The organism is Achromobacter sp. ESBL13 (assembly GCF_036668755.1).
In the GTDB taxonomy this organism is placed as follows: domain Bacteria; phylum Pseudomonadota; class Gammaproteobacteria; order Burkholderiales; family Burkholderiaceae_B; genus Achromobacter.
In genome coordinates this window covers 156,337-182,936 of the sequence record NZ_JAZEVT010000005.1, presented here as the reverse complement: position 1 = coordinate 182,936, position 26,600 = coordinate 156,337, and the positions used below count along the sequence as shown (strand labels likewise).

Genomic DNA, 26,600 nt, shown 5'->3' with positions numbered 1-26,600 from the left:
ATTTGGAACATCAAGACGGGCGGCGGCCAGTCAGCGACGCGCGGATGGGCATGTTGGCCGAGGCCGGCGGGCGTTCGTCCAAGCCCGGCACCGCGCGCAAGGCGGCGATCACGCGGGCGTCGACGTCGGCGTCACCGCTGCCGCGCGTCAATTCAACGCGGGTGATCTGGCCGGCCGCCGTCAGCCAGATGTTGGCTTGCAGGCGGAAGGTCAGGTTGCGGGTGCGTTCGTCTTCGCGCAGGATCTTTTGCAGCGCATAGGCCAGGTACTGGCTGTAGGACGCGTTGCCCGCGCGGCCACCACCGCCGCCCGACATGCCCTTGCCCTGCCCCGCGCCGATGTTGAAGGCGTCGCTGCCGGCCTGCGCATCGCCGTCGATCTGCATCGGGTTGGCCAGGTCGTCAGCCGGACGCGGCGGCGCTTCGTCCTGCGGCTTGGGCGGTTCAGGCGTGGGCTGCGGCTCGGGCTCCGGCGTGGCCACGGGCTCTTCCTTCGGCGGCTCGGTTTCCGGCGGCTTTTCAGGTTCGGGCGGCGGCGGCGGCGGCGGGGGCAGCGGGATGATGGCCGTGACCTTCGGCGCATCGCGCCGAACGCCGGACATATCGTTGGCCCAGCGCCAAAGCGCATAGGCCGCCACGACGGCCACCACCGCCACGGCCGCCAGCTTCAGCCAGCGGCGCGCCGGATGCGGCCCGCGCAAGGGATCGGATGCGTGTTGCGACATGACGTGGTTCCCGGCCCTATTGCGGCTTGCCGGTGACCAGGCCGACCTGCGCAAGCTCCAGGCGGCGCAGCAGGTCCAGCACTTCCACGACCTTCTGGTATTGCACGGCGGCATCGCCGCGCACAATCACCGGGAAGTCGGGGTTCAGCGCTTTCTCGGTACGCAGCCGGTCTTCCAGTTCGGGCAAGGTGACCGGGTAGGCGTCCAGGAATACCTGGCCGGCGTCGTTGACGGATATCGCCTTGGTCTTGGGCTGCGACAACGCCATGGTTGAACTGGCCTTGGGCAGGTTGACCTTGATGCCGGCAATCTGCGCGGTGGCGGTCAGGATGAACATGACCAGCACAACCATCAGCACATCGACCAGCGGCGTGATGTTGATGCCGTCAACAGGCGCGTCGTCATCATCGTCCTGCGAGGTGGATACGGAAGCCATGCGTTGCTCCTTACGCTTGGGCGGGCGCGAGCTGCGCCTCGCGCACGGCGGGATGGCCGGGGGCAGGCACACGCGTGGCGGCGTGATGCGCCGCTTCCTGCGCCTGGGTTTCGCCGTGCACTTCGGCCAGGCGCGTGATGAATTCGTCGACGAACACGCGCATGTCGGCGCTGACTTCCTTGTTGCGCGACACCAGGCGGTTGTAGCCAAACAGCGCGGGGATGGCCACGAACAGGCCCATCGCGGTGGCCAGCAAGGCGGCGGCCATGCCCGGGGCAATGGCGTTGATGTTCACGTCGCCCGCCATCGCCGTGCCCAGGAACACGACCATGATGCCCAGCACCGTGCCCAGCAGGCCGATGTACGGGCCGCCCGCGATTGCGTTCGACAACGAGCCCAGCTTGGAACCCAGCGCCAGGTTTTCCTTGGTGCGCACGGCGTCCATCGATGCGCGGATGGCTTCGATGGTGGCGGCCGAGATCGACGTGGTGTCGGCGCCCTGCGCGCGGCGCGTGCGGATTTCGTTGATGGCTACGCGGTACAGGCGCCACAACGAGGCGTTCGCCAGGCGCTGGGCCAAGGCGTTGTCATCGGCCAGCAGTTCCAGCCGTTGCCCGACCGTGGCGAAGCTGTCGCGAAACGCCTCGTTGGCGGCGGCCACGCGCGCCACGTTGCGGCTTTTCTTGAACATGATGATCCAGGACTGCACCATCATCAGCACCAGCACGCCGATGATGATCCAGGCGTCGATCGGCACGGCCTTGAGCAGAAAGCCCAGGCCGCCAAAACCGAAGCCCGACTGCTCTTCATCCGCGCCGTAAGTCACCAGGCGCGACTCGGCGCCTTGCGAGGCGGCGTCGGCGTGGATCAGCGCGGCGGGGCGCGCCACCTTGGACAGGCGCACTTCGTCCATGGCGCCCACGAACGGCGCGTATACCGGACGCGGCGCGGCGGTGGGCGCGGCGGCGTCGGCGGATGCCGCACCGGTCGCGGTATTCGCCGAGTTCGCGGAGTTCGCGGAATTCGCGGAATTCGTCGCCGGCGTGGCAGGCGCCGCCGCAGTGGCCGACGCCGCGGAGGCGGCCGGCATCGGCACGTCGCCCCCCAGCGCGGCGGGCGTGGCCAGCGGCGGCAGGCTGGCGGCCAGCGACGCCGTCGCGCGGCCGTTCACGTACAGGTGCACCTGGCTGCCATCAGCCGTCACGGCAAGGTGCTGCCACGCGGCGGGCGTCAGCGGCTGGCCGGGCTGGCTGCGCTGGCCGTTCACTTCCACAAACGGCACGCCCTGGTTGATACCGATCAGCAAGGCGTTGCCCGCATCGCGACGCGCATAGACCAGCTGTTCGCCGGCCGGTTGGTCGGCGCGCACCCAGGCGCTGAACGTGAAGGCGCCCGCGGCGGGTATGGCCAGCGAGGGGCTGGCGGGCAGCATCAGCGGCGCGTTGCCCGTGAACTGCGCGGCGCGCCCGATCACGCCATCGACGGCGGCGCCGGTGGGCGTCTGGCCGTGGTTGCTGTAGGCGGTGGTGTCGCGCGGCGGCGCACCGGCCGCGCCGTCAAAGTGATAGACCAGCGTGTAGTTCGGGTCGAAGCTCAGTTGCCCATTGGCGGACGCGGGCGCCTTCTGGTTGCCGTAGTACATCCAGATGTCCTGACGCTGGCCGTCGGCCAGTTCCGGCACGTCCACCCACACCAGCGCCATGCCCAGCAAGGGGTCGAACGATTCCAGCTGGTGGTTCAGCACGGTCTGGTCGTCGGCCGCCACGAAGCGGATGTCGGCGCCCTTCTCGTTGATGCCGTCAAAGGTGAAGTTGCCCGTATGCAGGCGCACCAGCAGCGGCGTGCGGCCGGCGGGGCCGCCCAGCGGCAGGCCCTGCGCGGTGCTGTCAACGGTGATTTGCTTGCGGTACTGCCAATCCGGTTGCCACCAGGCGTTGGCGGCCGACGGCAAGACGCCGGCCAGCACGGTCAGCAGGAGCATCAATAGGCGTTGCATGAGTAAGACTCCGGGATGGAAAAGTGGCGGGCGCTCAGAAGCTGGCGCGCACGCTGAAGTTCAGGCGGGGATCGTGTTTGCGGGTGTTGGGGCCGTCTTTCAGCGGATAGCCCCAGTCCAGCGAGCCCGACAGCCAATCGATCATTTGCAGGCGGGTACCCAGGCCCACGCTGGCCAGCGAGTAGCGCGAGTCCTGCTCGGGCAGCGGGTCGCGCAAGCGCAGGCTGGCCGCGTCGGCAAAGGCATAGAAGCGCCATTCGTTGACGTTGGCGCCCAACCAGCGCGCCAGTGACGGCGTGCGCCATTCCAGCGACGCCAGGATGCCGTCATCGCCCGTGCGTTCGGCCGCCAGATAGCCGCGCACGCTGGTCGCGCCGCCCGCCGAGAATTGTTCGTTGGACACCAGTGCACCAGAGGCCAGCTGGAACGATCCGCGCAGGCCCAGTTGCCAATCGCCAAACAGGTTTTGCGTATGCGTGCCGTCGCCGCGCACCAGGGCAAAGCTGGGGTTGGCCTGATAGCGCTTGTCGTCGAATTCCTTCCAGTCGCTGCCCTGGTTGAAGAACGAGCCGCTGGCGCCCACCAGCGACAAGCCCAGGCTGCTTTGCGAGGACTCGCTGTAGCGGTAGCCGTTGTAGGCCAGCGTGAACGGCAGGTACTTGATGGGGATCTGGTCTTCGTTGGCGCCAAAGCGGGTGGACTCGTCGAACTTCTTGTAGTCCAGGCCGATGGACAGCGAATTGCTCCAGTCGCCTTGCGGGTCCATCGTGTAGATCGCGGACAAGCCGAACGAATAGCCCTTGCCCAGCACGTTGGTGCCACCGATGGTGGCCACGTTGCTGTCGCTTTTGTAGCCGGAGAATTGCAAGGCCCAGCGCGGCGCCAGCGGCATCGAATACGAGCCCGACCACACCTTGGCGTTGTCGGTTTCCTGCGGCGCGGTAAAGAAGGTCAGGCTGACGGAATGGCCCAGCTGCCACAGGTTGTCGTAACCCAGCGACGCCGTGCTGCGCAGGCGCGAGGTGTCCGCGCTGTAATCATTGTTCAGGCCCACGCTGGCATGCCAGGGGCTTTTGTCTTCCACCTTCAGGTCTACGTCCATCGTGCCGGGCAAGCGCCCTTCCTTGACCAGCGGCACCACTTGGCGGCTGGCGCCCTTGTTCAGGCCGGTCAGCTCGGCCTGCGCCTGGTTGAAGTTGGGCACCTGCCCTTCCTGCAACGCGGGCACCTCGTCGCGAATGGTCAGCGGCGAATAGTGCTGCGCGCCCACCACGCGCACGCGGCCGATCTTGGTTTCGGACACTTGCAGGAAGACGATGCCATCGGCCACCTGCTGCTCGGGCAGGTCCACATAGACGGATTGGTAGCCCTGCTCCTGGTAAATCGTCTGCAAGGCTTCGCGCGCCGATTCAATATCGGCCAGCGTGCGGTCGGGCCCAAGATAGGGATAGACGGCGCGCTCGATGTCGCGCGCTTGCAGCACGGTGTTGCCGCGCACGACGTATTCGTTGATGTTGACGCGGCGCGCGGCGCCCGTGGGCGCGTCCTGCGCCAGGGCGCTGTTCATGGCGATGGCCAAGGCCAACGCATGCGGCGCGCGGCGCAATATGGCGCGCAACGCGCTGCCCCTACTTTCGAAATCATGCATGACGATGCACTCAGTTCCTTGTGTGAAAGCCGGTCGATGCCGGCCGCTACCGCGCAGCGCTACGCGACAATTGCGTTACGGCTTTTGCCCGCAACCGCGCGTCCATGGCTTCTGCTTGTTACTAGACGTACTGGCCGGCCCGGGACGACGCGTTGTAAGAAAAACTTCATGAAAAAGAATCGCGGCGTGCGCGCGGCTGCCGTCCATCGCCGCCTTGCGCCGGGATTCTGGCCGCGCGATATGACGGCGGATGCGGCGCAAGCGGCGCGGCAAAAAAAAGCGCGGCCGGTGGTATACCGGCCGCGCGTACCAGGCATGGGCGCCATGCCTGTGGGCAGTGTCCTTACATCGTCAGACGGCTTTTCTCCTCTGCGCTCAGGCCGCTGGTTTCACTGGCGTTCAGCGGCCCCGCGCCCAGGATCTGCACGGCGCTGGCGGCGTCGTACTTGGGCGCCGCCGCTGCCGAACCGGCGGGCGGCGCGGTCGGGGCGGCGCCCGCCACCGGTTCGTCGCCATAGCCCAAAATCTGCACATTGATGACCGACGGCTGATTCTGGCGCGCTTCGTTTTGCGCACGTTGCGCCGACGCCTCGGCCGCGTTGACGGCCGAGGTGGCCGCCGCGCTGGCCGATGACAACGCGCCGGCGTTGACGGCCGCCGTCACCGGCACGCCCACGCTGTCGCCCTGGGCCTGGATGTTGGCGGCGTTTACCACCTGCAAGGCCGCGATGTTGACGTTGCCCGACACGCGGATGCCGGCCTCGCCCGCGTCGATCGTGCCCAGCGGCGCGTACAGGTCCACGTCGCCCGCCGGCACCTCCGGCAGCGGCGCCAGCGTGGCGATGCCCGCGCCGGTGCTGGGCGCGTTGGGCGACAGGGTCACGTTGCCAACCGCGTCATATTCGCGTTTGGGCGGCGAATACAGCACCGTGGTCTTGGACCCGCGACCCGCGTTGATGTCGCCTTCGGCCGACCACGCCGTGATGCCGCCGCCAAAGGTCGTCATGACGCGGCTTTGCCCCAGCAGAATGCTGCCTTGCGCATACAGCTGGATGTTGCCTTCGCCCTGCGTGATGATCCCGGCCGTGGCGGGCGGCGCCACGCCTTCCACGCCGAACACCTGCTGCCCGCCCGGCGTCATCAACTGGATGTCGCCGCCGAAGCTGCTGCGGATGCCCGCCGCGCCGTACAAGGTGATGTCGCCGTCATACGCGCCCGGCGTCGCGTCGGAAAACAACGCGGCAATGGCTTGGCGACCGCGCAGATAACTGCCGTTGCGCGGGCTGCTCTTGTCGTTGTATTCGCGGCCCCCGGCACGCAGCTCGGCAAAATACACCTGCCGCGCGAAGATGCGTTGCTGCTCGGCGGGCAGCGCCGCGAACACCGCGCGCGCATCGTCCGTGCTGCCGGCAAAGCCGTAACGCTGCGTCAGCCACAGCAGCAGTTCGGCCTCGTAGGTCTTGAAGGCCAGGCCCTGGTCAACCAAGGGACGGCCGCGGTCGGCGGCCTTGGCCGGATCCAGATAGCGGTCGATAAAGCCCGCGTAGTCCGGCCCCTTGGCCCCCACGCCCGCCTGCACGGCGATAGACGCGCCCAGCCGGTGGTCGCCCGACAGCACCGGCCCCAGGCTGGTGATGGACGCGTGATCCGCCATCAACACGTGACGGCCGGCCGATACGTCCAGCACGCCCGGGCCCGCCACTTGGAACGAGCTGTACAGAATGTCGCGTCCCGCCGACACGCGCGATACGTCCAGCGCGTCGCGGTGCAGGAACAGGTTGCCGGTAGATGTCACCGACGTCGAGCTGGCGCCAAAGTTCATGCCGTTGGTCGTGGGCACATCGGTCTTGACGCCGGTGTCGGTACCCGAGGCCACGATGTCGCGGCCCGCCATCATCCACACGGGGCCTGACGCCTCGTACCACGTCTGCCCGGTATTCGGCCCCTGCAAGACAGAGAGCATTTCGCCGGTGCGCAGCCCCACGATGTCGCCATCGCGGGCGTAGAAGCGCGTCACCGCATTGGAGCCCGCCGCCCCGGCCGTCGGCGCATTGAAATAGAACAGGGGGAAATGGGTGTCGCGGGCGCCATCGATGCCGTCCACGCCCTTGTTGCCCAGGGCCACATTGGAGTTGGCCTCGGACAGGTAGCCCGCAAAAGCCGGCGCGAACACGCTGGCCACGCTTGCGGGGTCGGCGCCCGAGCGGTTGATGGCGTAGCCGCCCGCGTAGATGGAATTGCCGGCCAGTACTTCAAGCTGGCCCCGCGCGCCCGGTGCCAGGGTCAGCGAATACGGCAGCCCCGTGGCCTCGTTGTTCAGGTAGCCGGCCGACACGCCCGCGTACACGCTGCCGTCGTAGGCCGTGGCGCGAAGAATCGACGGATACAGATAGCGGCCGTCCGACGGCGACGTATTGCGCCCGGTCTGCACCGACAGCCCCTGCGCACTGTGCGAGGTCTGCCGGCTGGGCGTGAGGTTGCCGCCCGCGCTGGACAGTTCGATAGCGGTGTTCTCGGTCCACATCGAGAACCAGCTGGTGCCGCCGCCGGTGCGCAAGGTGCCATCCAGCAGGTGGTACGGCGTGGTGTTGGGCACCGCCACGCGGCCGGGGTCGCCGGCGCCGCCCACCACCAGGTCGCCGCGCGTATCCAGCCGCATGACCGAGTCGCCGGGGATCAGCACCAGGCCGCCCGTGGCGCTGGCCATGGTGGAGACATACGGGTCGTAGCCACGGCTGTCCTTGGCGTCCTGTTGGGTGGATTCGTTGCCGTACTGCAAGTCCAGGCCGCCGACCGCGCCGCTGGACAGCCCGGCGTGGCCGCGCAGGTTGATCAGCGCGCCTTGCAGGTCCAGCGCGGGTTCGCCGTAGTACGGCGTGGGGCCCACGGTGGACGAGACCCGTCCGCGTGCGCTCTGCGTGGGGTTAAGCCCGCCGCCCACACGGATGTCGATGTCGCCGCCGCCCGTCAGCGTGATGGCGCCATCGGCCGCGACACGCCCGGTGCTGCCCACCGCCACGATCAAGCCCTGGCCGCGCGGGTTGGTGACGGACCCGCGCGATTCGATATTGCCGGCGTCGCCGTCTACGCGCAGGTTGACGTTGCCGCCGCCCAGCGCGCCAAAGCCCGTGAAGCCCACCAGCAGCGGCGTGTTGTCCTTGAAGTCGGAAGGCGCCTTGACGTAGCTGCCGAAGTTGATCCACCACGCGGTCGGCGTATCGCCGCCGTTGGCGCTGCCCGAGCCTTGCCTCCACAACCAGTTGCCCACGCCCACGCTGGGCGCCAGCACACGCGCATCGAAGGGGCCACCGGTGGTCTTGCCCCACACGTCGCCGCGCAGGGCGCCGCCGGTGTACAGGCCCAGGTTGCCGCCTTGTTCCGGATACCAGGCTTGATAAGTGCCGCCCTCCGATACGAAGGGTTCGTAGGTGCTGGAATGCGCATCGCCCAGCACCGTGGCTTCGTAGCGGCCGCGCGGCAGTTGGTAGGCGGGCGCCACGTCGGCGGACTGCGTGCCCGCCGTGTAGACCCCGTAAGCCGACATCAGGCTGATGTCACCGCCGGCCGCCAGGTCCAGGTCGCCCGTGCCGGTGCGCAGCACGCTGAAGTTCTGCGTGTGCGCGGTTACCGTCGTCGACGACTTGTTCTCATAGCACTGCTCTGGCGAGCGCGCACACTTTTCCAGGTCTTCGTCCGACACCGGCGACCCGGCGGGCTGACCGTACGTGTTGCCCGGTGCCCAGGCCCAGCGGGGCGGCGGCAGGCACAGCCCTTCGACCGCGTCGCACAACCACAGCAGGTCTTCCGGCACCGGCGCATAGGGCTCGAAGCCGGAGGGGCCCGCCTCGGGGCCCCACACCAGGCCGGCGCCCATCGCCAGCGTGACGTTGTAGTGGCTGTCGGCCAGGTTCAGCTTGCCGGCGCCAGGGCCGGGTTGCACGCGCAGCGGGTCCGCCGCATCCAGATCCGCGCCGGCCACCAGGCGCAACGACCACGACTGGCTGCCGGCGGGCAGCATCGGGGCCAGCGCCCAATTGCGCCGCTGATCGGCCGCCGTGCCGGGGCGCAACTCGACATAGTCCACGCCATCCGGAAACACCAGCTTGGCCTGCGACGGAATCACCGCGCCTTGCTTGAGCGTGATCGTGCCCGCCATCAACAACACGTTCGGCTCATAGCCTTGCGTGGTGTGCAGGTTGGGCAGCGCCACATTGGCCGGCCACATGAATGCCTGCATGGCCGTGCCCGCCATCAACAGCGTGCCCGCGCCCAGGCGCGTGCCCACCGGCAGGTCCACCGCCTGCTTGAGGATGCTGCCCGCCGGGTACAGCAATTGCCCGGCCGCATCGCGCACGTCGCCGGACAACACCGTGCCTGCCGCTATCGACAGCGGCTGGTTCAGCGCCGCTTCAACGGGCAGGCGCGTGCCGGCGGCCAGCGTCGTCGGCTGCAAGGGCAGCGCGTAGTTCAGCGTTTTGCCACCGGGGAATTCGGTGCCGTCGGCCAAAACAACGCCGCCGCGCGGCAACACCACGTCGCCGCCAAAGGGCTGCGCGCCCGGCGTCAGAATCCAGCCGTGCTCGTCGTCGGGCGTGGCTGCCGGTGGCGCGAAGCCGTCGTTGATGCTGCCGTAGACGTCCAGATTGCCCTTGGCACGCAAGGTCAGCGCGCCCGCCTCGCCCGAGCCGTACACCGACGTCATGGCCGAACGCGGGTTCAGGCTGGCATAGCGATAGCCCGACAGGTCCAGGTCGCCTTGCACGACCAGGTCGCCATCGCCCGTCTTGCTGACGATTTCCACGCCCGGCCGCAGGTGGAACACGTCGCGGTAGGTGGCGTTGTTCAAGCCTGCCAGCTTGGCGTTCAGCAGATTGCCGTTGGCCAGTGCGTTGCCGATGAACGCTGCGCTGTCGCCATGCAGCGTGTCGAGATAGGCCTGGTCGATGATCTGATGACTGCGTCCGTTGGCGCGGTCGGCCGGGTCGCCGACGCGCGCGTCGTCATAGCGCTGCATGGCCACCAGCGAAATGGATTTGGCGCCGTCGATGGTCAGCGGCCCACGCGCGTCGATGGCGATGTCGCCGGCCGTGGCCGCCGCGCCGCCATTGACGCCCGCGTTGCCCGCCGCGTCGATACGCGGCGCCAGCAGGTCCAGCGTGCCACGCGAGGCCCCGTCATGCTGGCCCGCGCCCGTGCCTGCCGTGGCCGCCGTGCCGTGGCGCAGGTCGATGCGCGCGCCGCCAGCCAGCGTCAGCGCGCCGCGCCCGGCGTTCAGTTCGACCGCCGCCCGGTTGGGCGCGTCGATGATCTTGCCGTAGCTGTCTACGCGTAGCACGGTGCCGTGCACGTCCAGCACGGCATTGGATGCCAGCGTCAGGCCATCGCGCGCGGCCAGGCGGATGCGGCCCACGCGTTCACCGCTGGCGTCCACCACGCCGGCCACCGTCAGGCTGCCGCTATCGATGGACAGGTTGATGTCATTGCCGCGCAACGTGTTGCCCAGCGTCAGGCTGCCTTGCTTGAGCTGGAAGCTGCGCGCGCCGATGACGCCGCCTTCGTTCAGGCGCTGGTTCAGCGCATCGAAATCCGTGCTGAGCGTGGCCGCCGTGCCCAGATGCTGGGCGCGCACGTCGATGCTGCCCGCGCGATACGGCACGGCGGTGCCGCCGGCATCGTAATGCCCCGAGCTGGCGCCCAGGATGCGGCCTTGCAGGTCCACCACACCGGCCGACGCCGCCAGCGCATCGGCCCGCAGCGTGCCCGCGTTGTTCTGTTGCGCGGACAGGTCGATCAGCGCGCCGCCCGCTTGCCGGATGCCGCCCTGTGCGCTTTCCAGGATCACGTCGCCGCCCCAGCTGTAGCGCAGCACGTCGTTGAACGCGATGGCGCGACCCGACACGTCGATTTGCGACGCCCCGCTCAGCAACACGCCGTCGCGGCCTTGCAATGTGAGCTTGCCGCTGGGCAGCACGATGCGGCCATCGATTTGCACGGTGGCGCCGGACAGGCCGACTTGCGCGCCCAGGTCCTGCACGGCCGCCACCGGCCCGGCGCCGGCGCCGGACAGGCGCACGTCGCCGCCCGCCAGCATCTGGTTCACCGAACCCGCGCCCCCGGTCAACAGCGGCGTGGTCAGGTTCAGGTTGCCGCCGCGATACGCGTAGCGGCCGGTGCTGCTGTCGAATGCGCCCTGCGATTCGTACACGGACAAGCTGCCGCGATGGTTGGCGGTGATCCGTTCGCTGGCGTTCAGGTTGACGCTGGCAAAGCCCAGCGCCAGCCGCGCGTTGTCTTCCTGGCCGCTGGGCTGCGCGCCCTGGCCATAGCCGAATTCGATGCGCTCGGCGTCGATGCGCAGCACGCCCTTGCCCGTGCCCGCGCCGCCGGCCACCACTGCGCCGGGCGCTTGGGTTGCGCCGTTCCAGACCAGGTTCTGGGTGCGGATGCCCGCCTCGTCGCCCGCGTCGCCAAACCCGTAGATGGCCGGGGTGCCCAGCGCCAAGGTCGCCAGGCTGTATTTGCCGGTGATTGGGTCGCGCGTGTCCAGCGCGACGGTGCCGTAGAAGTTCATCGCGTCGCGCGCGGTCAGCGTCAACACTTCCAGCGCGGGCGCGCCCATGCTGGTGTCGCCACGCAGCAGGCGGGCCAGGATGTCCTGGTTCAGCGTCAGGCCGCTGGGCAGGATGCCCTGCTCCGCCGCCTGCGCCAGCGTTTGCGCCGTGCCGACATTGACGGCGCCAACAGCCAGCGACAGGTTGCGGGTGCCGTAGCGCACCTGCTCGCCCAGGTCGAAGGCGCCATTGGTGGCGGCGGCGATGGTGCCTTCGGAATACAGGCGCGTCACATCGTTGCACGCCGCCACGGCGCAGGTACCGATGCGGATGGCGCCCGTGGCCAGCGCGTCGGGCGCCAGCACATCAAGGCGGCCGTTGGACACGGCCAGCAGGCTGGCGCTGCCCGGTTGGAACGCGTAGCCGCTGGTGGAATCCACGGACGGCGCGCCCCGGCCCAGCGTCGATATCCCGGCGCCGGCTTCAAGCTCGATGGTGTTTGCCGAGAGCAGCACTTCGGGCGCGGTCAGCTGCGCGCCGGTGCGCAGCACCACTTCGCGGGCGGACTGCTGGAAGGTATAAAAGCGCCCGCCTTGCCCGTAGGACACCACCGGCATCGCACCGACGACCAGGCGGCTGGCGCCCAACGCCGTCAGCGCATCGGCGCCCACCGACGTGCCCGCGAAACCTGCCGTGGGCGCCTGGCCCGGGGCCAGGATCTCCACCGCGGTGCTGCCGCCGCTCACCGCCACGGCGCCACCAAAGCCCCCTTGCGCAGCCTTGAAATCGGCCTGGCCTTCAAAACTGAACGCCTGCCCGTCCGACGAACCGGCATGCAGCGCCAAGCGCAAGGTGCGTGCGTCGGCGGGCAGCATCGCGCGTGGCACGCCGCGCGTCACGGCGTCCGCCGCCACAAAGCTGGCGTAACTCATTTCGTTGTATTGCGACAGGGTGCGCAACACGCTCGCCGGCGTCAGGATGACCGCGCTGGCCAGGCTGTTGGCCACCTGTGTGCCGGCGGTCGACAAGGACCCGCTTGCGGCCCAGGACTGGTTGCGCATCCGCATGGGCGTCACCGCCGCGCCCGCCGAAGCCGCGCCGTTGATCTCGACGCGGAAGGCGCCGGGCAGCAAGGCATAGGTGGACGGCATCAAGGTGTAGGTGCCGGCCGGCAAGCCCGGCACGCCCGCCCCCAACGTGATCTGCCGGCCCACGCCGGGCGTGGAAGCGCCGGCCTCGCCGCCCACTGGCGCCACCGGCGCCTGCGCGCCGGGCACGATGGCGTACACCGGGTTGGCGGCCAGGCCGGGCAACGTAAAGCCACCGTCGGGGTTGTTGCGCACCAGCGGCGCGTACCGCGCATCGGTGGAACCGCCGCGACCGGACACGAAGCCCGCGCCGGTCAGCTGACCACCACCGGACAGGTCCAGGACCGAGCCCGGCAGCGCATCCACGTCCTGAAATGCCAGGGTAATGCCGGTGCGCAGCGCGGCCTGGTCGCCGATGCCGGATGCGCCCCCCACGCCCACCAAAGACACCGGCGCACCCTTGAACTGATACGACACGCCGTCCGTCGTGCCGCCATAAGGCATCAACAGCCCGGCGCCGCTGACCGAGGTCACGCTGCCGGGCAGCAGGCTCAGGCGTTGCGTGCCCATCCGTTGGCTCAGGTCGCCCAGCACAATGGCGCCCAGCGGCGCGCGGATGACGCCACCCTGCTCTACGGTGGCAGCCGCCAGGCGCAACGAGCCGAACGCCGAATACGGAATGGGCGGCAACGCAGCCGTCGCGGCATCGTGACGCGCCACGGTCAGGCGGCGATCGGGGTCGAACCACTGCGTGCCGTCCTCGCGCCGCGTGTAGCCCGCCAGCACTTCGGCCTCGGCGCCGGTGGCGGGATAGACCTGCGCAGCAATCAATGCCAGATCGCCGCGCGTCCACAGTCGCGTGCGCGGTTCGTTGTCGTTGTTGGCCAGAAAGCGCAGGTCGCCCGCGCTGTCCAGCGTCACGCGGTCAAAGCCCGCGCGCGCCACCGGCAGCGCACCACCCACGCCGCGCACGATCGAGCCCTGCGTGCCGAAGGACAAGCTGTTGCCCACTTCCAGCAGATTGCCGGCGCGCGCGGTGAAGGCGCCTTCGCCGACCTCGGCCGCATCGGCGAACAACACGCGCGGACGCAGCACGCCATTGGTGGCCGCGTACTTGCCCAAGCCGGACAGCCGCACATACGACGACGCCAGGTTCACGCGCGCTTGCGCGTTAGCTTGTGCGTTGGCTTGTGCGTCGGCTTGTGCGTTGGCTTGTACGTTGGCTTGTACGTTGGCTTGTGCGTCGGCTTGTGCGTCGGCTTGTGGCGCCAGCGAGAACGCGCCGGCATACAGCCGCAGGCTTTGCGCCGTCTGGACGTTGACGTCGCCGTCAAACGACATCAGGCCATTGGACAGCAGCCCCAGATGATCGAAGCCCCCGCCCCCCAACAAGCGCGTGGTGTCCAGACGGGTGTGTCCATAACGCAGGCCCTCTTCGGCCTCGCCCGGTTTCAGATCCGCGCGCAGGCCCTTGCCCGCCGCACCCGCGCCCAGCACCAGTTCGCGCGGCACCTGCACGTCAATGCTTGAAACGTTGTCGCCCGCGACGCGATACAGCGGAGTTTCCAGCGCGATATCCAGCGTGCCGCCCGATGCGTTGGCGCCGCCCGCCCGTGCGATGAACGTGCCGTCCAGATGCAGGCCGTTGTAGGAACTGAGCGAGATGCGGCCACCGTCGCCGTTCAGCGGCACCGCGCCCACGCCGTTCACGTCCACCACCGTGCCCGCGCCCGACGCGTTCAGCATCGCGCCGGGGCGCACGATCACGTAGGCGTCGGCCGACGTTGCCGTGGCGCGGTCATGATTGATCTCGCCGCCGATCACGATGACGCCGCCCGAGTCCGCCACGCCATAGCGGCGGCCCTGCGCGTCGACGCCACTTTCCGCGCGCCCGGCCACGTCCAGCACCCCCTGTTCGCCGATCCAGATCGAGCGGTTGTGCAGTTCGCCATCGGCGGTGTCGAAGGACTCGGCCACGTCCAGCGTGCCCACGCGCAGTTGGCGAATATCGATCTTGCCGCCGGCGGCCGTCAGCGCGCCCGCGACCGTGATCTGCCCGGCGCCCAGCAGTTCGATGCTCTGGCCCGGGTCCACGTTGATGCGCGCGCCCCGGCCGATGTTCAGTTCGACCAGCTTGTCGGCGCCCGCGGTCGCCACGCTGCGACCGCTTTGCAGCAGCAAGCTGGCGCCGCGCCGCCGCGTTGCCGTGCCCGCCACGGGATCATGTTGATAGACGGGCGGCAGCCACGTGTCCAACACCGCTGCCGGGTCCGTGCCGGTGGGCACGCCCTGCGCGCCCGACACGGGGCGATAGACGGGCATCAGCACATCCACGCGCGCATCATCAGCCACGGTCAAGCCCTGGCTGCCGGTAATCTCGTAACGCGAGTAGCCCTGCTGGAAGAACGGCGCGGTCAGGGTCAGCGTGGCCCCGGCAGACGCCAAGGGGTCGGCGCCAACAGCCACGGCTGCCGCGCCGCCGGCCGCTGTACCGGACGCATCCGGCACGGCACCCGGCACGGAGGGCTGCACCGCTGCCAGGCCATCGCCCAACACGATCTTGCCCGCCACCAGCTTCAGCGTGCCGCCGCCTTCCACGCCGTAGCCGCGCAATTGCGCGCCCAGTGTCACCTCGCCCACGGAGCCGTCGCCGGCGGCCACCGCGTCTATGGTCGTGTTGCCGCCCTTGCCGCCCGTCACCTTGTTCTTGGGCCGCAACACCGCGCCCGAGCTGACGTCGATGACGCTGCCCGCCGCCAGCTGGATATCGCCGCTGCCGCGCACCGACACCGAGCCGCCGTTCAGGTACGGCATGGCGGCCGTCTGTTCGGGCGACAGGGCCAGGTTGGTCCACATGCCCGTGGCGTCCAGCCGCGTGCGCGCACTGAGCGCGACGCCGGGCCCATCCCCCTCGCCCACCGCGCCCGCCACGCCTGCCACGGTATCCGTCACGCCCGACGGCGAGATCTGGCTCAACACATTGCCCAGCCGGATGCTGCCGGCGCGTGCCGTCAGCGTGGCATCCACCGACACCTGGTTCGCGAACAAGGTGATATCGCCTGCCGGTCCCACCTTCAGATCCGACTGCACGGTGATGTCCTGCGCGGCGATCTTGATGGCGCCCAGCCCCGCGCGATTCAGCTGCGCGGTGTCCAGTTGTAGGGTGCCCGCGCGGTCGTCCGGCAACGCCGTGTCCAGATCCAGACCCGCCGCAATCGCGGCCACCTGATCCGACAAGCTGACATGCTGGATCGTGTTTTCCGACAGGCCCAGCGCGTATTGCAACGCGCCCGTGCGCTTGTCGTAGTAAGGCGTGTACGTGCCCACCACCAGCTGCGCACCGCGCGCCGCCGCCCGTTGCGATTGCTGATAGCCGTCCAGCCCCGCTTGCGCGGCGGCGGTCTGGCGTTCGCCTTGGTAGGTCTGGCCAACGAGCTCGCCTTCCAGCACCGCGCTGCGGGTGCCGATCAACAGCCTGCCCGCGTCGCGCCCCACCGTGTAGCCGCTTTCGAAACGTTCCTTGGGCGCGATCAGCGGATTGTAGAAATACTGCGTCTGGCCCCAGCGCTCGTGCGTGGCTTCATAACCCTTGTACAGGCCGGTATAGGCCAGATCGCCGGGTGCGCGCGATACCTCGTACAGCCGCCCGTCCACGCCGCGCAGCCAGGTCTGCAGAATCTTGCCGTCCTGCACATCCAGGGTGCCGCCCGACACGTTGATCTGCGAACCGGCCCGCGTCACGACGTCACCGCCCGTGAATTCCACGTGGCCGCCCTGCGCCATCCATTCGTTCACCGCGTGGCCCTGCGTGCCCAGATACCCGCTCACCTCCAACAGGCCGCCCGCCGTGTACCAGCGGTCGGTGGCATAGCCGTTGGTGCCCGCCGGCACCAGCACCAGCTCGCGCGCATCTACCCAGATGTCGTTGTTGTTCAGCTTGCCGCTATCGCGATTGATCGGCGCGTCGCGCTGTTCATTGCCCTGGACGTTGATCTTGACGCTGTTGTTCTCCATCGCCACCGGCACGCCCACGGCGCCCGCCACGTCCAGAATCGCGCCCTCGCGCACCAGCGCGCGCTGCGTGGCCTGCACGGCGATCTGCCCGCCGGTGGCCAGCGTGATCGACCCGGTGGCAAAGTCCACCGTGCCGGAACTGTTGATTTCCACGCGCGACAGCTCGCGCCGGTCCGCGCCCGCCGCCACTACCGTCGCATCGGTTGCCGGGGTGACCGGCACCCGCAGGCCGTCGCGCTGGCTGTCCAGCGCCAGTGCGCCGCTGCGGTCCAGCAGGATGGCCGTGGTGCTGGCTTCAGCCAAGGTAATCTTGCCGCCCTCGCCCACCGCGTTCAGGTGGACAGTGCCGCGCGTATCGACCGACGTGCTGGACAGCACCACGCCGCTTTGCACGACGTCGCCGCCCGTCATCGTCACGTCGCCCACGGCGGCCTGGATCAGGCCCGTGTTGGCAACGCGGCCCGGCGTGCCGGTGGGCGTGACTTCGTTGCCCTTGGTGGTGGACAGCAAGTTGCCGGACGTGCCCTGGCCACGCTTGATGACGAAGTTGTCGCCCGCCGCCAACGCGGCCTGCCCGGACGGCGTGTTGATCGTGCCCGCGTTGTTCACGTCCTTGCCCAGCAGCAGCACATAGCCGCCGCCCGCCGTGGACGTGGCCGGCGCCGCCGTGCCGATCAACGCGCCGGCCTGCACGTCGATGTTGCCGCGCGCATCCGTAAACGTCGGCTGCGCGCCGTTGTCGGCGTACACCCCCTTGTCACGAAACTGCGCGTCGGTGATCACGCCGGCGGCGGCCACCAGGTTGCGCGCGTTGACCTGGCTGGTGCCGGTGAAGATCACGCCGTTCTGGTTCACCACCATCACGGTGCCGTCGGCCTTGATCGCGCCCTGGATCTGGCTCGGCTTGACCGCCGCGCCCACCACCCGGTTCAGCACCGCGTCGTCCGCGCCCTGCTTGAATTGCAGCGTCGTGTTGCGCCCGACGTTGAAGCTGTCCCAGTTCAGGATGGCGCGCGATTGCGTCTGTTCGATGGTGACGACCTGGCGGCCGTTTTGCACGCTGGGTGACGCGGCCTTCGCGCCTTCCCATTTGGCCTGATCGCCCGTTGCGGCCCACAAGCCCCCTTCGACCAGGCCGTCGGGCACATCGACGCCACCGGCCGCCGCCGCTGCGCGCGCAGCCGCCTGCGCGGCTTGCTGCGCGGCGACGGCGGCGGCTGAGCGGTTCAGGTTGTCCAGCGACCGCTGCAACTGCTGGCGCGATTGCGCCTGTTGGCGCGCGCCGGCGCCTATGCCCGCCATACTGCCGTCGGGCATGCGGCCGGTGCGTTGCGCGGTCGACTGCACGGCATTCTTGTCCGAGAACCAACCGGGGCTGAAGGCGCGCTGCTGCGCCTGGGCCGCGCTGCCGGCACTGCCCGCGATCAGCAGCGCGGTGACCGCCTGCGACAGTGGCGTCGGACGCCAGTTGGGGCGCTGCCGCCCCGGCACCCGCCCCATGTTCCGCTTGCCACCCGAGTCCGACATCCGTGCCTGCATGATCGCCATCCCTTGTTCCAATCGCGCGAGTTCTTCACTTAGAACAAGACAGACGGATAGAAAAATGCAGACCAGAACGCTGTCACAAATAATTCATCCAGACAGGCGTTTTACGACGCGCTTATGACAACAACACCACGCCGGCCGGCAGATGTGTCACACGCGCGCCATACGCATCGCGAATCAGGCGTTCGGCGTCAGCCACCTGTGCCAACGAAAACCGCGCCTGCACCAGACGCTTGCCCAGTTGATCGTTCATCAGCACCAGCCGGCCCCGGCGATAGCGGTTCAGTTCGTCCACCACCTGCGCCAGCGGCTGCTGGTTGAACACCAGCCAGCCCTGACGCCACGCAGTGACCACCGCCGTGTCCACCGCCACCGGCGGCATCACGCGCGCATCGTCATAGCACAGTTCGCGGTTGGCGGCCACGTCGAACACGCCTTCGGCATGCACCAGCCGCAGCGCGCCGGACAGGCAGCACAGCCGCGCCTGCCCGTCGATATAGCGCAGGTTGAACGTGGCGTCGCGCGCGGTGATACGGCCTTTACCCGCGACCACCACGGCGGGCGTGGCGCCCGCGCGTATCTCGGCTTCGCCTTCGGCCAGCTCGATCACCGAACCGTTTGCGTCGTTGCCCACGTTGATGCGGGTCAGCGTATTCATGTCCACGTCCAGCGACTGGCCCAGAGCCACCCGGCGCTGTTCGCCCGCCGCCGTGCGGTAATCCGCGCCCAGGGCATCCACGCCGGGCCACAAGCCCAGCGGCGGTTTGAACGCCAGATACGCCGCCGACGCCGCCAGCGCGCCGCCCAGGAACGCGCGGCGGCCGCTCATCACCGGTTTGTGCGCGCGGCGAGTCGCGCGGGCGGCAACCACGTTCTGAATGGCGGGGCCCATGCCCTGCCACATCTGCTGCTGGGCGGCGAACGCGGCGGGATGCCGGCTGTCCGCGCGCAGCCAATCGCGAAACGCCTGCGCGTCGTCCTCGGTGGCGCGGCCCGAGGTCAGCGCCAATAACCAGTCGCGCGCCTGTGCCGTGGCGCTGTCTTCCTGCTTGTTTCGTCGGGGCATGCTCATCGTCAACGCCATGGTGTGTCATCCCGGCACGCTTCGCGGGAGGGGACGCACGGGTGGCCCGTTCCGTTGCCCGTTGCCTGCCCGGCCACGAGGAGTTCTTGCGCGCAATGTTCCAGCGCGCGCTTCAGTTCCTTGGACACGATGCGCTCGGACACGCCATAGCGCCGCGCAATTTCCGCGTGCGGCAGCTCTTGCACGCGCGCGGCCAGCACCATTTGCTGGGTCCGTTCGGGCAGCTTTTTCAGCGCGCGCTGGAACGCGTCGACCTGGTTACGGCCTTGCGCGATGCGGGCCGGGTCGGCGGCCTCGTCCGCCAGATGAATCAATTCACTGATTTCAATGCCCGTCAGCAAGCGGGAATCGCGGCGGCGCTGGTCTTCCGCGATGTTCAGCGCCACACGAAACAAATAGGCGGCGGGCTGCTGGATCGACGAACTGGCGGGCAAGTCGTTCACCTTCAAAAACGCTTCCTGCATGGCGTCGTGCGCCAGGTCGTCCGAACCCAGCCGCCGCCGCAGCTGACTGCGAAAGTCGTTGTAGCGTTCCAGAAACAAGGCCCGCAACGAGCCGTCCGGTTTGTTATCCCGCACTGCCGGCTCCCCTGTCCGCATCGCATTGCGCCGCACTGCGCGGCGTCAGCAGCACCGTCAAGGGCTGTGGCATCCCTGTCGGCAGCGGACCAATCACCGCCCCGCGCAACGCCGCTTCCAGACGTCCGTCCAGGCCGGCCTGCCCCGTTGACGACACCCACCCTACCCGGCTGACGCGCCAGGCGTTGTCGAACCACAATTGCACCAGGGCGCGGTAGTTGCCCGGCTGCGTGGCGGCCGCCGCGCACAGGGCGCGTTTCAACGCCGTCTGCACCACGGCGGCGTAAGGCGTGTCGCGCAGGCGCTTGCCCGCCGCGCCGGCGCCTGCCGCCGTGTCCTCGTCCTTGGCGACCAGCGTGAACGACTGCGCGCTGGCATAGCGAATCGATAGCGGCGAGCCGGCCAGCAGCCGGCGCAACGCTTCGCTGGGCGTGTAGGCGCCCACCACCGCGGGCGCCTGCCTGCCGGCCGTCAAGGTGCTGTCCACCAACACGGTCAACCCGCTGGCCAGGCTGTATTCCACCAGCGCCTGCGCCAGGGGCTGCGCGGCAATCTCGAAGCGCATGGGCTTGGCGGGGGGTGCCGCGGCATGGCCAGTCGGCGACAGCGCCAGCAGGCCCCAGGCCAGACACGCGCGCAAGGCCACGCCACGGCCCTTGAAGACGCTCTTCATAAACGTGACCGCAAGGGAAAAGTGCCTGACATGGCCGCAACAGAGAACGCCATCAGCGCCCGCGCCTGGAAAAGCCGCCATGCTAGAGCCGCTGAATGACGCATTCGTGACACTTGACGCGCGCCGCGCGCGCCGCCGCCACGCAACGGTCACCTACGGGGTGCGGGCGGTCTCTATACTTTTTGGATTGGGTTGGCCGCGATGGGCCGGACCGTTCAAGGGAGCGCGCATGCGCAAGATGCGTGAGGCCAGGGGCCTGTGGCGGGGGATGGGGGTGATGGCCTGCGGCGCGCTAGGCATGGCGGGCGCGCTTGGATTGCTGGACGCGGGCGCCATGGCGCAGACCGTAGAGAAGCAGACCGTAGAGGAGCAGAAACCCGCGCAGTCGGCCCTGCCACCGGCTTCGGCCCGATCAGGCGGCGCGTGCATCGAGACCGAGGTCAACGGTTACCGCGCCTTGTCCTACGACTGCCTGAACCGGAAGATGGCGCCGGACACCACGGCTAACCGGCCGTCGCCGGGGCTGGCGTCCGAGGCCATCACGCAACGCCCGCCCAACCAGATGGGCCTGCCCACGCCCGCCACCATCGGCAACCGCATGGGCAACACGTTTGGCACATCCGCCTATCCGCAACGGCCGTAGCCATAACGAGAGTTACCGTGGCGCCTTCCCGCGCGGCGCTACACCGTGCGGCAGATGAAATAGATCTTCTTGACGAACTGGTCCACTTCCCAGCGGCCCGTATACCCCTCGGGCATGACGAACGCTTCGCCCACCGTCAGTTCGTGCACGGTACCGTCCGGATCGACCAGCCGCGCCGCGCCTTCGACGATGGTGCCAAATTCGATATAGCCGGTCGTGTTCGACTGAAACACCCCGGCGGTGCTTTCCCAGACGCCCGCTTCCGCCTTGCCCGCGTGACCCTCAAAGGCGGTGACGGTCTGAAAGGCCGCATCGCCCGAGATCGGGCGGCGGGGTTTGCCGGGCACCGGGTTCTTCATCGGGCCGGCATCGATGCGGACTAGCCGCGATTGATCATGCTTCATGGGTAGCCTATGGAATGTTGTCTTGCGTTCAGTGCGCCGCCACCACCAACACCTCGGCCATGGCGCGGCTGACCGTGCGCATGCGGTGCGGCAGTTCGGAATCAAAGTAAACGGAATCACCGGTTTCCAGTCGGAACTGGCGTTCGCCCACCTGCACTTCGACGGCGCCTTTGAGCACCAGCAGGAATTCTTCGCCCGGATGCGGAAACACCGCCGTCGCGTCAGGAAATTCGCGCGGCGGATGCACCACAAAGGGCTCCATCGCCTTGACCTTGCGACGCCCGGCCAGCGATTCGTAATGGTATTGCGCGCCTGGCCCGCCGCGTTGCAGCGCCTCGCGATCGCCCACGCGCACCACGCTGACCACTTCGTCTTGCGCGGCGCCGTCTCCGCCGACCAGTTGCGATACGCCCACGCCATAGGCTTCAGCCAGACGCAGCACCGTCGAAATCGACGGTTCGCTCAGGCCGCGTTCCAGCTTGGACAGGTAGCTTTTGGTCAGCCCGGTGCGCTGCGCCAGCTGTTCCAGGGAAAGCGCTTGCTGGCGGCGCAGGGTGCGAAGGCGGGGGGGCAGGTCGATCATGGCGGGGGGTGGAAAATCGGACCGGTAAGAATGCCCGAAACCAGCGCCGCCGTCGAGCCGCCCTGCCCGGCCTGGCTGCCCGATCCGCGCCGCATCCTGCTCGCCTGTCCGGTGCCCTATCCGGTCCCCTATCCGGCCGCCCGTTGCCGCAGGCTACGACAACACGTCCGGATGCGCGCGCAGCGCCCGGCGGGCGTAATACGAAAACCCCACCTGCGACCGCTTGGGCGTCAGGATCCAATCATGCGCTTCGCGTCCCAACGCGGGCGGAATAGGCTGGATCTTGCCCGCCGACATCGCCAGCAGCTGCATGCGCGCCGCGCGTTCGAACTGCAAAGCCAGCACGCAGGCCTCTTCCACCGACCCGGCCGCGATCAACATACCGTGGTGCGACAACAGAATCGCCCGCTTGTCGCCCAGCGCCGCCGAGATGATCTCGCCTTCTTCATTGCCCACCGGCACGCCCGGCCAGTCCTTCAGGAAAGCCACATCGTCGTACAGCGTGCAATTGTCCATGTGCGACACCTCCAGCGGCACCTCCAGCATCGACAGCGACGCCACGTGCAAGGGGTGCGTGTGGATGATGCAATTCACATCGGGCCGCGCCCGATAGATCCACGAATGAAAACGGTTGGCCGGGTTGGGCATGCCGCCGCCCTCTTGCACGCGCAAATCTTCATCCACCACCAACAGATTGCTGGCCGTGATTTCGTCAAACCCCAAGCCCAGCCGCTGCGTGTAATAGCGGCCCGCTTCGGGCGTACGCGCGGTGATCTGCCCCGCCAGCCCGGAATCGTGGCCGCCATCAAACAAGATGCGGCACGTCAGCGCCAGCCGTTCGCGCAAGCTCCATTGCGGCGTGTCGAACTGACGCCGCATCTCGGCTTGCGCACGCGCGATCAGTTCGTCTTTTCCCAGGTGCATCGTATCGGTCATCATGTCTCCGTCGTGCCGTCCTTCATCAACGGCGTAAATCCCGGCCGCGCACATGGGCGCGCTTGCCGGGGTGTCCATAGCATAAAGGGCGGCCGCGTCGCGGCCGCCCGCCGGTCAATCCATCTTGATGTTGGCGCGCTTGACAATGTCGGTCCACTTGGCATTCTCGGCCGCGATAAAGCGCCGATATTCCTCTGGCGACCCCGTGTACAACTGCGTGCCCTGCGCCGCCAATCGATCCTTCAATTCCGCCGACGCCAGCGTCTTTTGCAACGCGGCGTTCAGGGCGGCCACGACCTCGGGCGGCGTGCCGGCGGGCGCCAGCAATGCGTTCCAAGAACTGATCTGCAACGCCGCATCGCCCACTTCCGCGCTGGCGGGCACGGCGCCCGCCGACGCCAGACGCTTGTCCGCCGCCACCGCCAACGCGCGCAACTTGCCCGAGGCCACGTGCGGCATGATGATCGGACTGGCGTCCATCACCACATCCACCTGTTCGCCGATAGCCGCATTGACCGCTTCGCTGCCGCTCTTGAACGGCACATGCACAATATCCACGCCGGCCGTCAGCTTCAACAATTCCAGCCCCAGATGCGGTGAACTGGCATTGCCCGCCGACCCGAAATTCAACCGCCCCGGATTGGCACGCGCGTAAGCCACAAACGCGGCAAAGTCCGCAGCCGGCAACCCGGCGCGCGTAGCCAGCACGAAAGGCGACCCGGACACCATGCCCACCGGCACGAACTTGGCGGCGTCGTAGCTCAGCTTGCTGTAGATCAGCGGATTCACAATCTGCGTGCCGACGGTGCCCATGAAGACGGTGTAGCCGTCGGCCGGCGCGCCGGCCGCCAGCTGCGCGGCAATCACCCCGCCGGCCCCGGGCCGGTTTTCAATGACGACGCTTTGCCCCAAGGCATCACCCATCCCCTTGCCCACCTGCCGCGCCACGATATCCGTGATCCCGCCCGCACCAAACGGCACCACCAGCCGGATCGGCCGATCGGGATACGCCGCATGCGCCCCACCCGCCCAGGCGGCCATTCCCGCCGTCACACACATCGTCGCCAGCGCGGCGAACTTGCCAAGCACCTTCATGTCGTTCCCCTTGGACGGGCTTTATTTGCCCCAATGACACAAAGTGTCCTACAGAACATTGATTTTCCGCAAGGGGAATTTTGGATGGAGGGTGTATGAGGGGCGGCGAATAAAGTTGGCGATTTTTGATGAAGTTCGCCATTTGGATTTGGTGGGCAATGTCTGCTATTGCGCGGGGAGCTTCTTTTCTTCTGTGCAGATGAACGGCCTGCGGGCTGGAGAAAGGCGAACTTCGCGATAAGCGCGATTAAATTGGCGCGACAGGCCAAACCCGCAGATTCGGGGCTTTCCCTAAGGGCATTAGGCAAGGGGCGACGGACGTCTCGAGGCACTCCGCTCTAGGTTGGGAGCGGTAAGAGAAGAAAGCCGTCTTGTATGGAAGGCCCGGAGGATCCTGCGGTCAGTGGCCGCTTTCGGCCAGGAACGGTCGCCCACAACGGTCGTTTCAGAGACTGCTTTTACTCTCAGCGCCGGCGCCCTCGCATCCCGGGCGATCCAATCACGGAGCCAAAGGCATCAGGTTGAGGACCCTTCTTTCGAGCAAGTCCCCGTTTTCCACCAGCCAATGCTTAAGTCGACCAAATTCATTGCCCGTACTGGTCCGTGCTGACCTTTTCCATCCAATCCACCGACTTCCCATCTAGGGATTCAGCGATTGCAATGTGGCTCATGCCGACTGACGGACTGGCTCCGTGCCAGTGCTTGACACCCGGTGGAATCCAAACGACGTCGCCCGGGCGGATCTCCTGCACGGTATCGCCCCATTTCTGTACTCGCCCCACACCTGACGTAATGATGAGCGTCTGGCCCAATGGATGCGTATGCCAAGCTGTGCGTGCGCCTGGCGCAAAGGTAACAACGCCTCCCCCCACGCGCGCGGGCGCAGCGGCTTGAAAGCGCGAATCCACAAACACGGATCCGGTGAAGTTCTGCTCCGCACCCGCGCTGCTTGGGTTGGACCCGACCCGCGTAACGTTGATCGGCTCCTGTTTGGCCGCATAGACGGCCGACGCACCAAGGGACAAGGCAAGGGCTGCTGCGGGGAGTCTTATGTTCATCCTTTCTGAAACCTCTTTGATTGGTCCATGGTGTTTGCTTGATTTCCTTGTTCAATTTATTTTTTTCAGAACAGGGCGACCACGGCCCGTCAAATGTCCAGCTGACGCTCGCTCATCCACTTCACCATGGCCGGATCCCGGTGCGAGAAGAAGCTGCTTTCGCCGGTCTCAAGCTGGGCGATGCGGGCCATGTCAGCCTCATCCAGGGTGAAGTCGAGCACTTGCAGGTTCTCTTCCATCCGTTCCTTGCGCACCGACTTGGCCAGCGCCACGATGCCGCGCTGCGTCACCCAGCGCAGCACCACCTGACCCACCGATCGGCCGTGCTTGCGGCCGATGTCCACCAGCGCTTCGTTCTGGAACAGGTTGTTGCGACCTTCGGCGAACGGCGCCCAGGCCTCGGCTTGCACGCCGTTCTCGCGCATGAAGGCCACGCTGGTTTCCTGCTGAAGGAACGGGTTGACCTCCACCTGGTTCACGGCCGGCACGACATCGTTGAAGCCGATGATGTCCATCAACCGGTCGGGATGGAAGTTGCTGACGCCGATAGCTCGAACCTTGCCGGCCTTCAAGGCGTCTTCCATTGCGCGCCACGATCCATGCACGTCACCGAACGGCTGGTGGATGAGGTAGAGGTCGAGATAGTCCAGCTGCAAACGATGCAGCGATTTGTCTATAGCTTGCTGGGTGCGCTCATACCCGGTGTCTTGCACCCAGAGTTTCGTCGTCACGAAGAGGTCGGCGCGCGGGACGCTGGCATTCTTGATGCCCCGGCCAACCGCTTCCTCGTTCAGATAGGACGCCGCCGTGTCGATCAGCCGATAGCCGGTGTCGATGGCCTCGATCACGCAACGCTCGCATTCCTGCGGGTCAGGAATCTGGAAAACGCCATAGCCGAGGATGGGCATCACGACGCCATTGTTCAAAGTAACTTGTTGCATGGTTAGCTCCTATGTTTGCGGAACGCCGCCGAGCCAGCTCGTCACGCGTTCCATCGTTCGCCGCTCCTGGTCCATCTCCATGACAAAACCATCCAGCAAGCGCGCCTTTGGCGCATCGCTTGCCAGCACTGACTTGCTGTTCCCCGGCCCGTAGCCGCCGTGGGTGATGAAGGGGATCAAGGTCTTTCCGGACAGGTCGTGCGCGGACAGGAATGATCGAACCAATGGCGGCACTGTCGTGCCCCAGATGGGAAAGCCGAGGAACACGGTGTCGTAGCCCTCGATGGCTGGCACCTTCGCCGCCAGGGGAGGCTTGTAGCCGCTCTCAGTCTCCTTGCGGGCTTGCTCAACGGTCTGCTCGTAGTCTTCGGGATAGGCACTGGCCGGCCGGATCTCGAACAGGTCAGTACCACGCGCCCGATGAATCAGACCGGCGACGACGCGCGTATTGCCCGATCGCGAAAAATAGACCACCAGTGTCCGCGAGCCCACCTGTCGCATCTCACCCCCCTGAGCGTTCGATGCCGTGGTCGCGGCTCCAAGGGGAAACGCCACAAGCGCGGCCATCACCGTGCGTCGAGTCGAATCATGGGCGACAGTCAT

General features: G+C 67.6%; 16 protein-coding genes. 1 reads left to right on the top strand and 15 read right to left on the bottom strand.

Features of this window, described 5'->3' with window-relative positions; genetic code table 11:
* Positions 1-10: 10 nt before the first annotated feature.
* The 8 genes from V6F88_RS19870 to V6F88_RS19835 all read right to left on the bottom strand — a co-directional run bounded on the left by V6F88_RS19870 (position 11) and on the right by V6F88_RS19835 (position 20,337).
* The gene (locus tag V6F88_RS19870) at positions 11-724 is read right to left on the bottom strand and encodes a TonB C-terminal domain-containing protein (protein ID WP_332611661.1); all 714 of its coding nucleotides are present in this window, start codon (positions 722-724) and stop codon (positions 11-13) included.
* Between the two features lie 16 nt (positions 725-740).
* Complete coding sequence (locus V6F88_RS19865) at positions 741-1,160, bottom strand: ExbD/TolR family protein (RefSeq protein ID WP_046804844.1); 420 nt, start codon at positions 1,158-1,160, stop codon at positions 741-743.
* A gap of 10 nt (positions 1,161-1,170) precedes the next feature.
* Positions 1,171-3,156: a DUF2341 domain-containing protein gene (locus tag V6F88_RS19860; protein WP_332611660.1), complete on the bottom strand. Its 1,986-nt coding sequence runs from the start codon at positions 3,154-3,156 to the stop codon at positions 1,171-1,173.
* A 34-nt stretch (positions 3,157-3,190) separates the two neighbouring features.
* Complete coding sequence (locus V6F88_RS19855; protein ID WP_332611659.1) at positions 3,191-4,804, bottom strand: ShlB/FhaC/HecB family hemolysin secretion/activation protein; 1,614 nt, start codon at positions 4,802-4,804, stop codon at positions 3,191-3,193.
* A 343-nt stretch (positions 4,805-5,147) separates the two neighbouring features.
* Positions 5,148-18,005 (bottom strand): filamentous haemagglutinin family protein, encoded by a 12,858-nt coding sequence (locus tag V6F88_RS19850; protein WP_332611657.1) that lies wholly within the window; start codon positions 18,003-18,005, stop codon positions 5,148-5,150.
* A gap of 112 nt (positions 18,006-18,117) precedes the next feature.
* The gene (locus V6F88_RS19845) at positions 18,118-19,068 is read right to left on the bottom strand and encodes a FecR family protein (RefSeq protein ID WP_332611656.1); all 951 of its coding nucleotides are present in this window, start codon (positions 19,066-19,068) and stop codon (positions 18,118-18,120) included.
* A gap of 8 nt (positions 19,069-19,076) precedes the next feature.
* Entirely contained in the window at positions 19,077-19,664 is a 588-nt protein-coding gene (locus V6F88_RS19840) for an RNA polymerase sigma factor (protein WP_332611655.1), read from the bottom strand.
* Complete coding sequence (locus V6F88_RS19835) at positions 19,654-20,337, bottom strand: secretin and TonB N-terminal domain-containing protein (protein WP_332611654.1); 684 nt, start codon at positions 20,335-20,337, stop codon at positions 19,654-19,656. Before V6F88_RS19835 ends, V6F88_RS19840 begins: the two co-directional genes overlap by 11 nt.
* Positions 20,338-20,566: 229 nt before the next feature.
* Here V6F88_RS19835 and V6F88_RS19830 point away from each other — a divergent pair, with 229 nt between their 5' ends.
* Complete coding sequence (locus V6F88_RS19830) at positions 20,567-20,980, top strand: hypothetical protein (protein WP_332611653.1); 414 nt, start codon at positions 20,567-20,569, stop codon at positions 20,978-20,980.
* Positions 20,981-21,018: 38 nt separating this feature from the next.
* Here the strand turns inward: V6F88_RS19830 and V6F88_RS19825 are convergent, their stop codons facing one another.
* From V6F88_RS19825 to V6F88_RS19795, 7 genes are all read right to left on the bottom strand, one after another.
* Positions 21,019-21,384: a cupin domain-containing protein gene (locus V6F88_RS19825; protein WP_332611652.1), complete on the bottom strand. Its 366-nt coding sequence runs from the start codon at positions 21,382-21,384 to the stop codon at positions 21,019-21,021.
* Positions 21,385-21,412: 28 nt separating this feature from the next.
* Positions 21,413-21,967, bottom strand: a complete 555-nt coding sequence (locus tag V6F88_RS19820; RefSeq protein WP_332611650.1) for a helix-turn-helix domain-containing protein — start codon at positions 21,965-21,967, stop codon at positions 21,413-21,415.
* 153 nt (positions 21,968-22,120) lie between these two features.
* On the bottom strand, positions 22,121-22,903 hold the full coding sequence (locus tag V6F88_RS19815; protein ID WP_332612028.1) for an aldolase: 783 nt from the start codon (positions 22,901-22,903) through the stop codon (positions 22,121-22,123).
* A 114-nt stretch (positions 22,904-23,017) separates the two neighbouring features.
* The gene (locus tag V6F88_RS19810) at positions 23,018-23,998 is read right to left on the bottom strand and encodes a Bug family tripartite tricarboxylate transporter substrate binding protein (protein WP_332611649.1); all 981 of its coding nucleotides are present in this window, start codon (positions 23,996-23,998) and stop codon (positions 23,018-23,020) included.
* A 584-nt stretch (positions 23,999-24,582) separates the two neighbouring features.
* A complete protein-coding gene (locus V6F88_RS19805; RefSeq protein WP_332611647.1) occupies positions 24,583-25,056 on the bottom strand; it encodes a (R)-mandelonitrile lyase in 474 nt (157 codons plus the stop codon).
* A gap of 89 nt (positions 25,057-25,145) precedes the next feature.
* Positions 25,146-25,997: an aldo/keto reductase gene (locus V6F88_RS19800; RefSeq protein ID WP_332611646.1), complete on the bottom strand. Its 852-nt coding sequence runs from the start codon at positions 25,995-25,997 to the stop codon at positions 25,146-25,148.
* 9 nt (positions 25,998-26,006) lie between these two features.
* On the bottom strand, positions 26,007-26,600 hold the full coding sequence (locus V6F88_RS19795; protein WP_332611645.1) for a flavodoxin: 594 nt from the start codon (positions 26,598-26,600) through the stop codon (positions 26,007-26,009).

Bases quoted from the DNA above. Each gene is read 5' to 3' on its own strand.
- V6F88_RS19795 (WP_332611645.1), bottom strand. From the start codon at position 26,600: ATGACTGTCGCCCATGATTCGACTCGACGCACGGTGATGGCCGCGCTT.
- V6F88_RS19825 (WP_332611652.1), bottom strand. From the start codon at position 21,384: ATGAAGCATGATCAATCGCGGCTAGTCCGCATCGATGCCGGCCCGATG.
- V6F88_RS19820 (WP_332611650.1), bottom strand. From the start codon at position 21,967: ATGATCGACCTGCCCCCCCGCCTTCGCACCCTGCGCCGCCAGCAAGCG.
- V6F88_RS19805 (WP_332611647.1), bottom strand. From the start codon at position 25,056: ATGAACATAAGACTCCCCGCAGCAGCCCTTGCCTTGTCCCTTGGTGCG.
- V6F88_RS19830 (WP_332611653.1), top strand. From the start codon at position 20,567: ATGCGCAAGATGCGTGAGGCCAGGGGCCTGTGGCGGGGGATGGGGGTG.
- V6F88_RS19850 (WP_332611657.1), bottom strand. From the start codon at position 18,005: ATGGCGATCATGCAGGCACGGATGTCGGACTCGGGTGGCAAGCGGAAC.
- V6F88_RS19845 (WP_332611656.1), bottom strand. From the start codon at position 19,068: ATGCCCCGACGAAACAAGCAGGAAGACAGCGCCACGGCACAGGCGCGC.
- V6F88_RS19815 (WP_332612028.1), bottom strand. From the start codon at position 22,903: ATGACCGATACGATGCACCTGGGAAAAGACGAACTGATCGCGCGTGCG.
- V6F88_RS19865 (WP_046804844.1), bottom strand. From the start codon at position 1,160: ATGGCTTCCGTATCCACCTCGCAGGACGATGATGACGACGCGCCTGTT.
- V6F88_RS19800 (WP_332611646.1), bottom strand. From the start codon at position 25,997: ATGCAACAAGTTACTTTGAACAATGGCGTCGTGATGCCCATCCTCGGC.
- V6F88_RS19855 (WP_332611659.1), bottom strand. From the start codon at position 4,804: ATGCATGATTTCGAAAGTAGGGGCAGCGCGTTGCGCGCCATATTGCGC.
- V6F88_RS19810 (WP_332611649.1), bottom strand. From the start codon at position 23,998: ATGAAGGTGCTTGGCAAGTTCGCCGCGCTGGCGACGATGTGTGTGACG.
- V6F88_RS19835 (WP_332611654.1), bottom strand. From the start codon at position 20,337: ATGAAGAGCGTCTTCAAGGGCCGTGGCGTGGCCTTGCGCGCGTGTCTG.
- V6F88_RS19860 (WP_332611660.1), bottom strand. From the start codon at position 3,156: ATGCAACGCCTATTGATGCTCCTGCTGACCGTGCTGGCCGGCGTCTTG.
- V6F88_RS19870 (WP_332611661.1), bottom strand. From the start codon at position 724: ATGTCGCAACACGCATCCGATCCCTTGCGCGGGCCGCATCCGGCGCGC.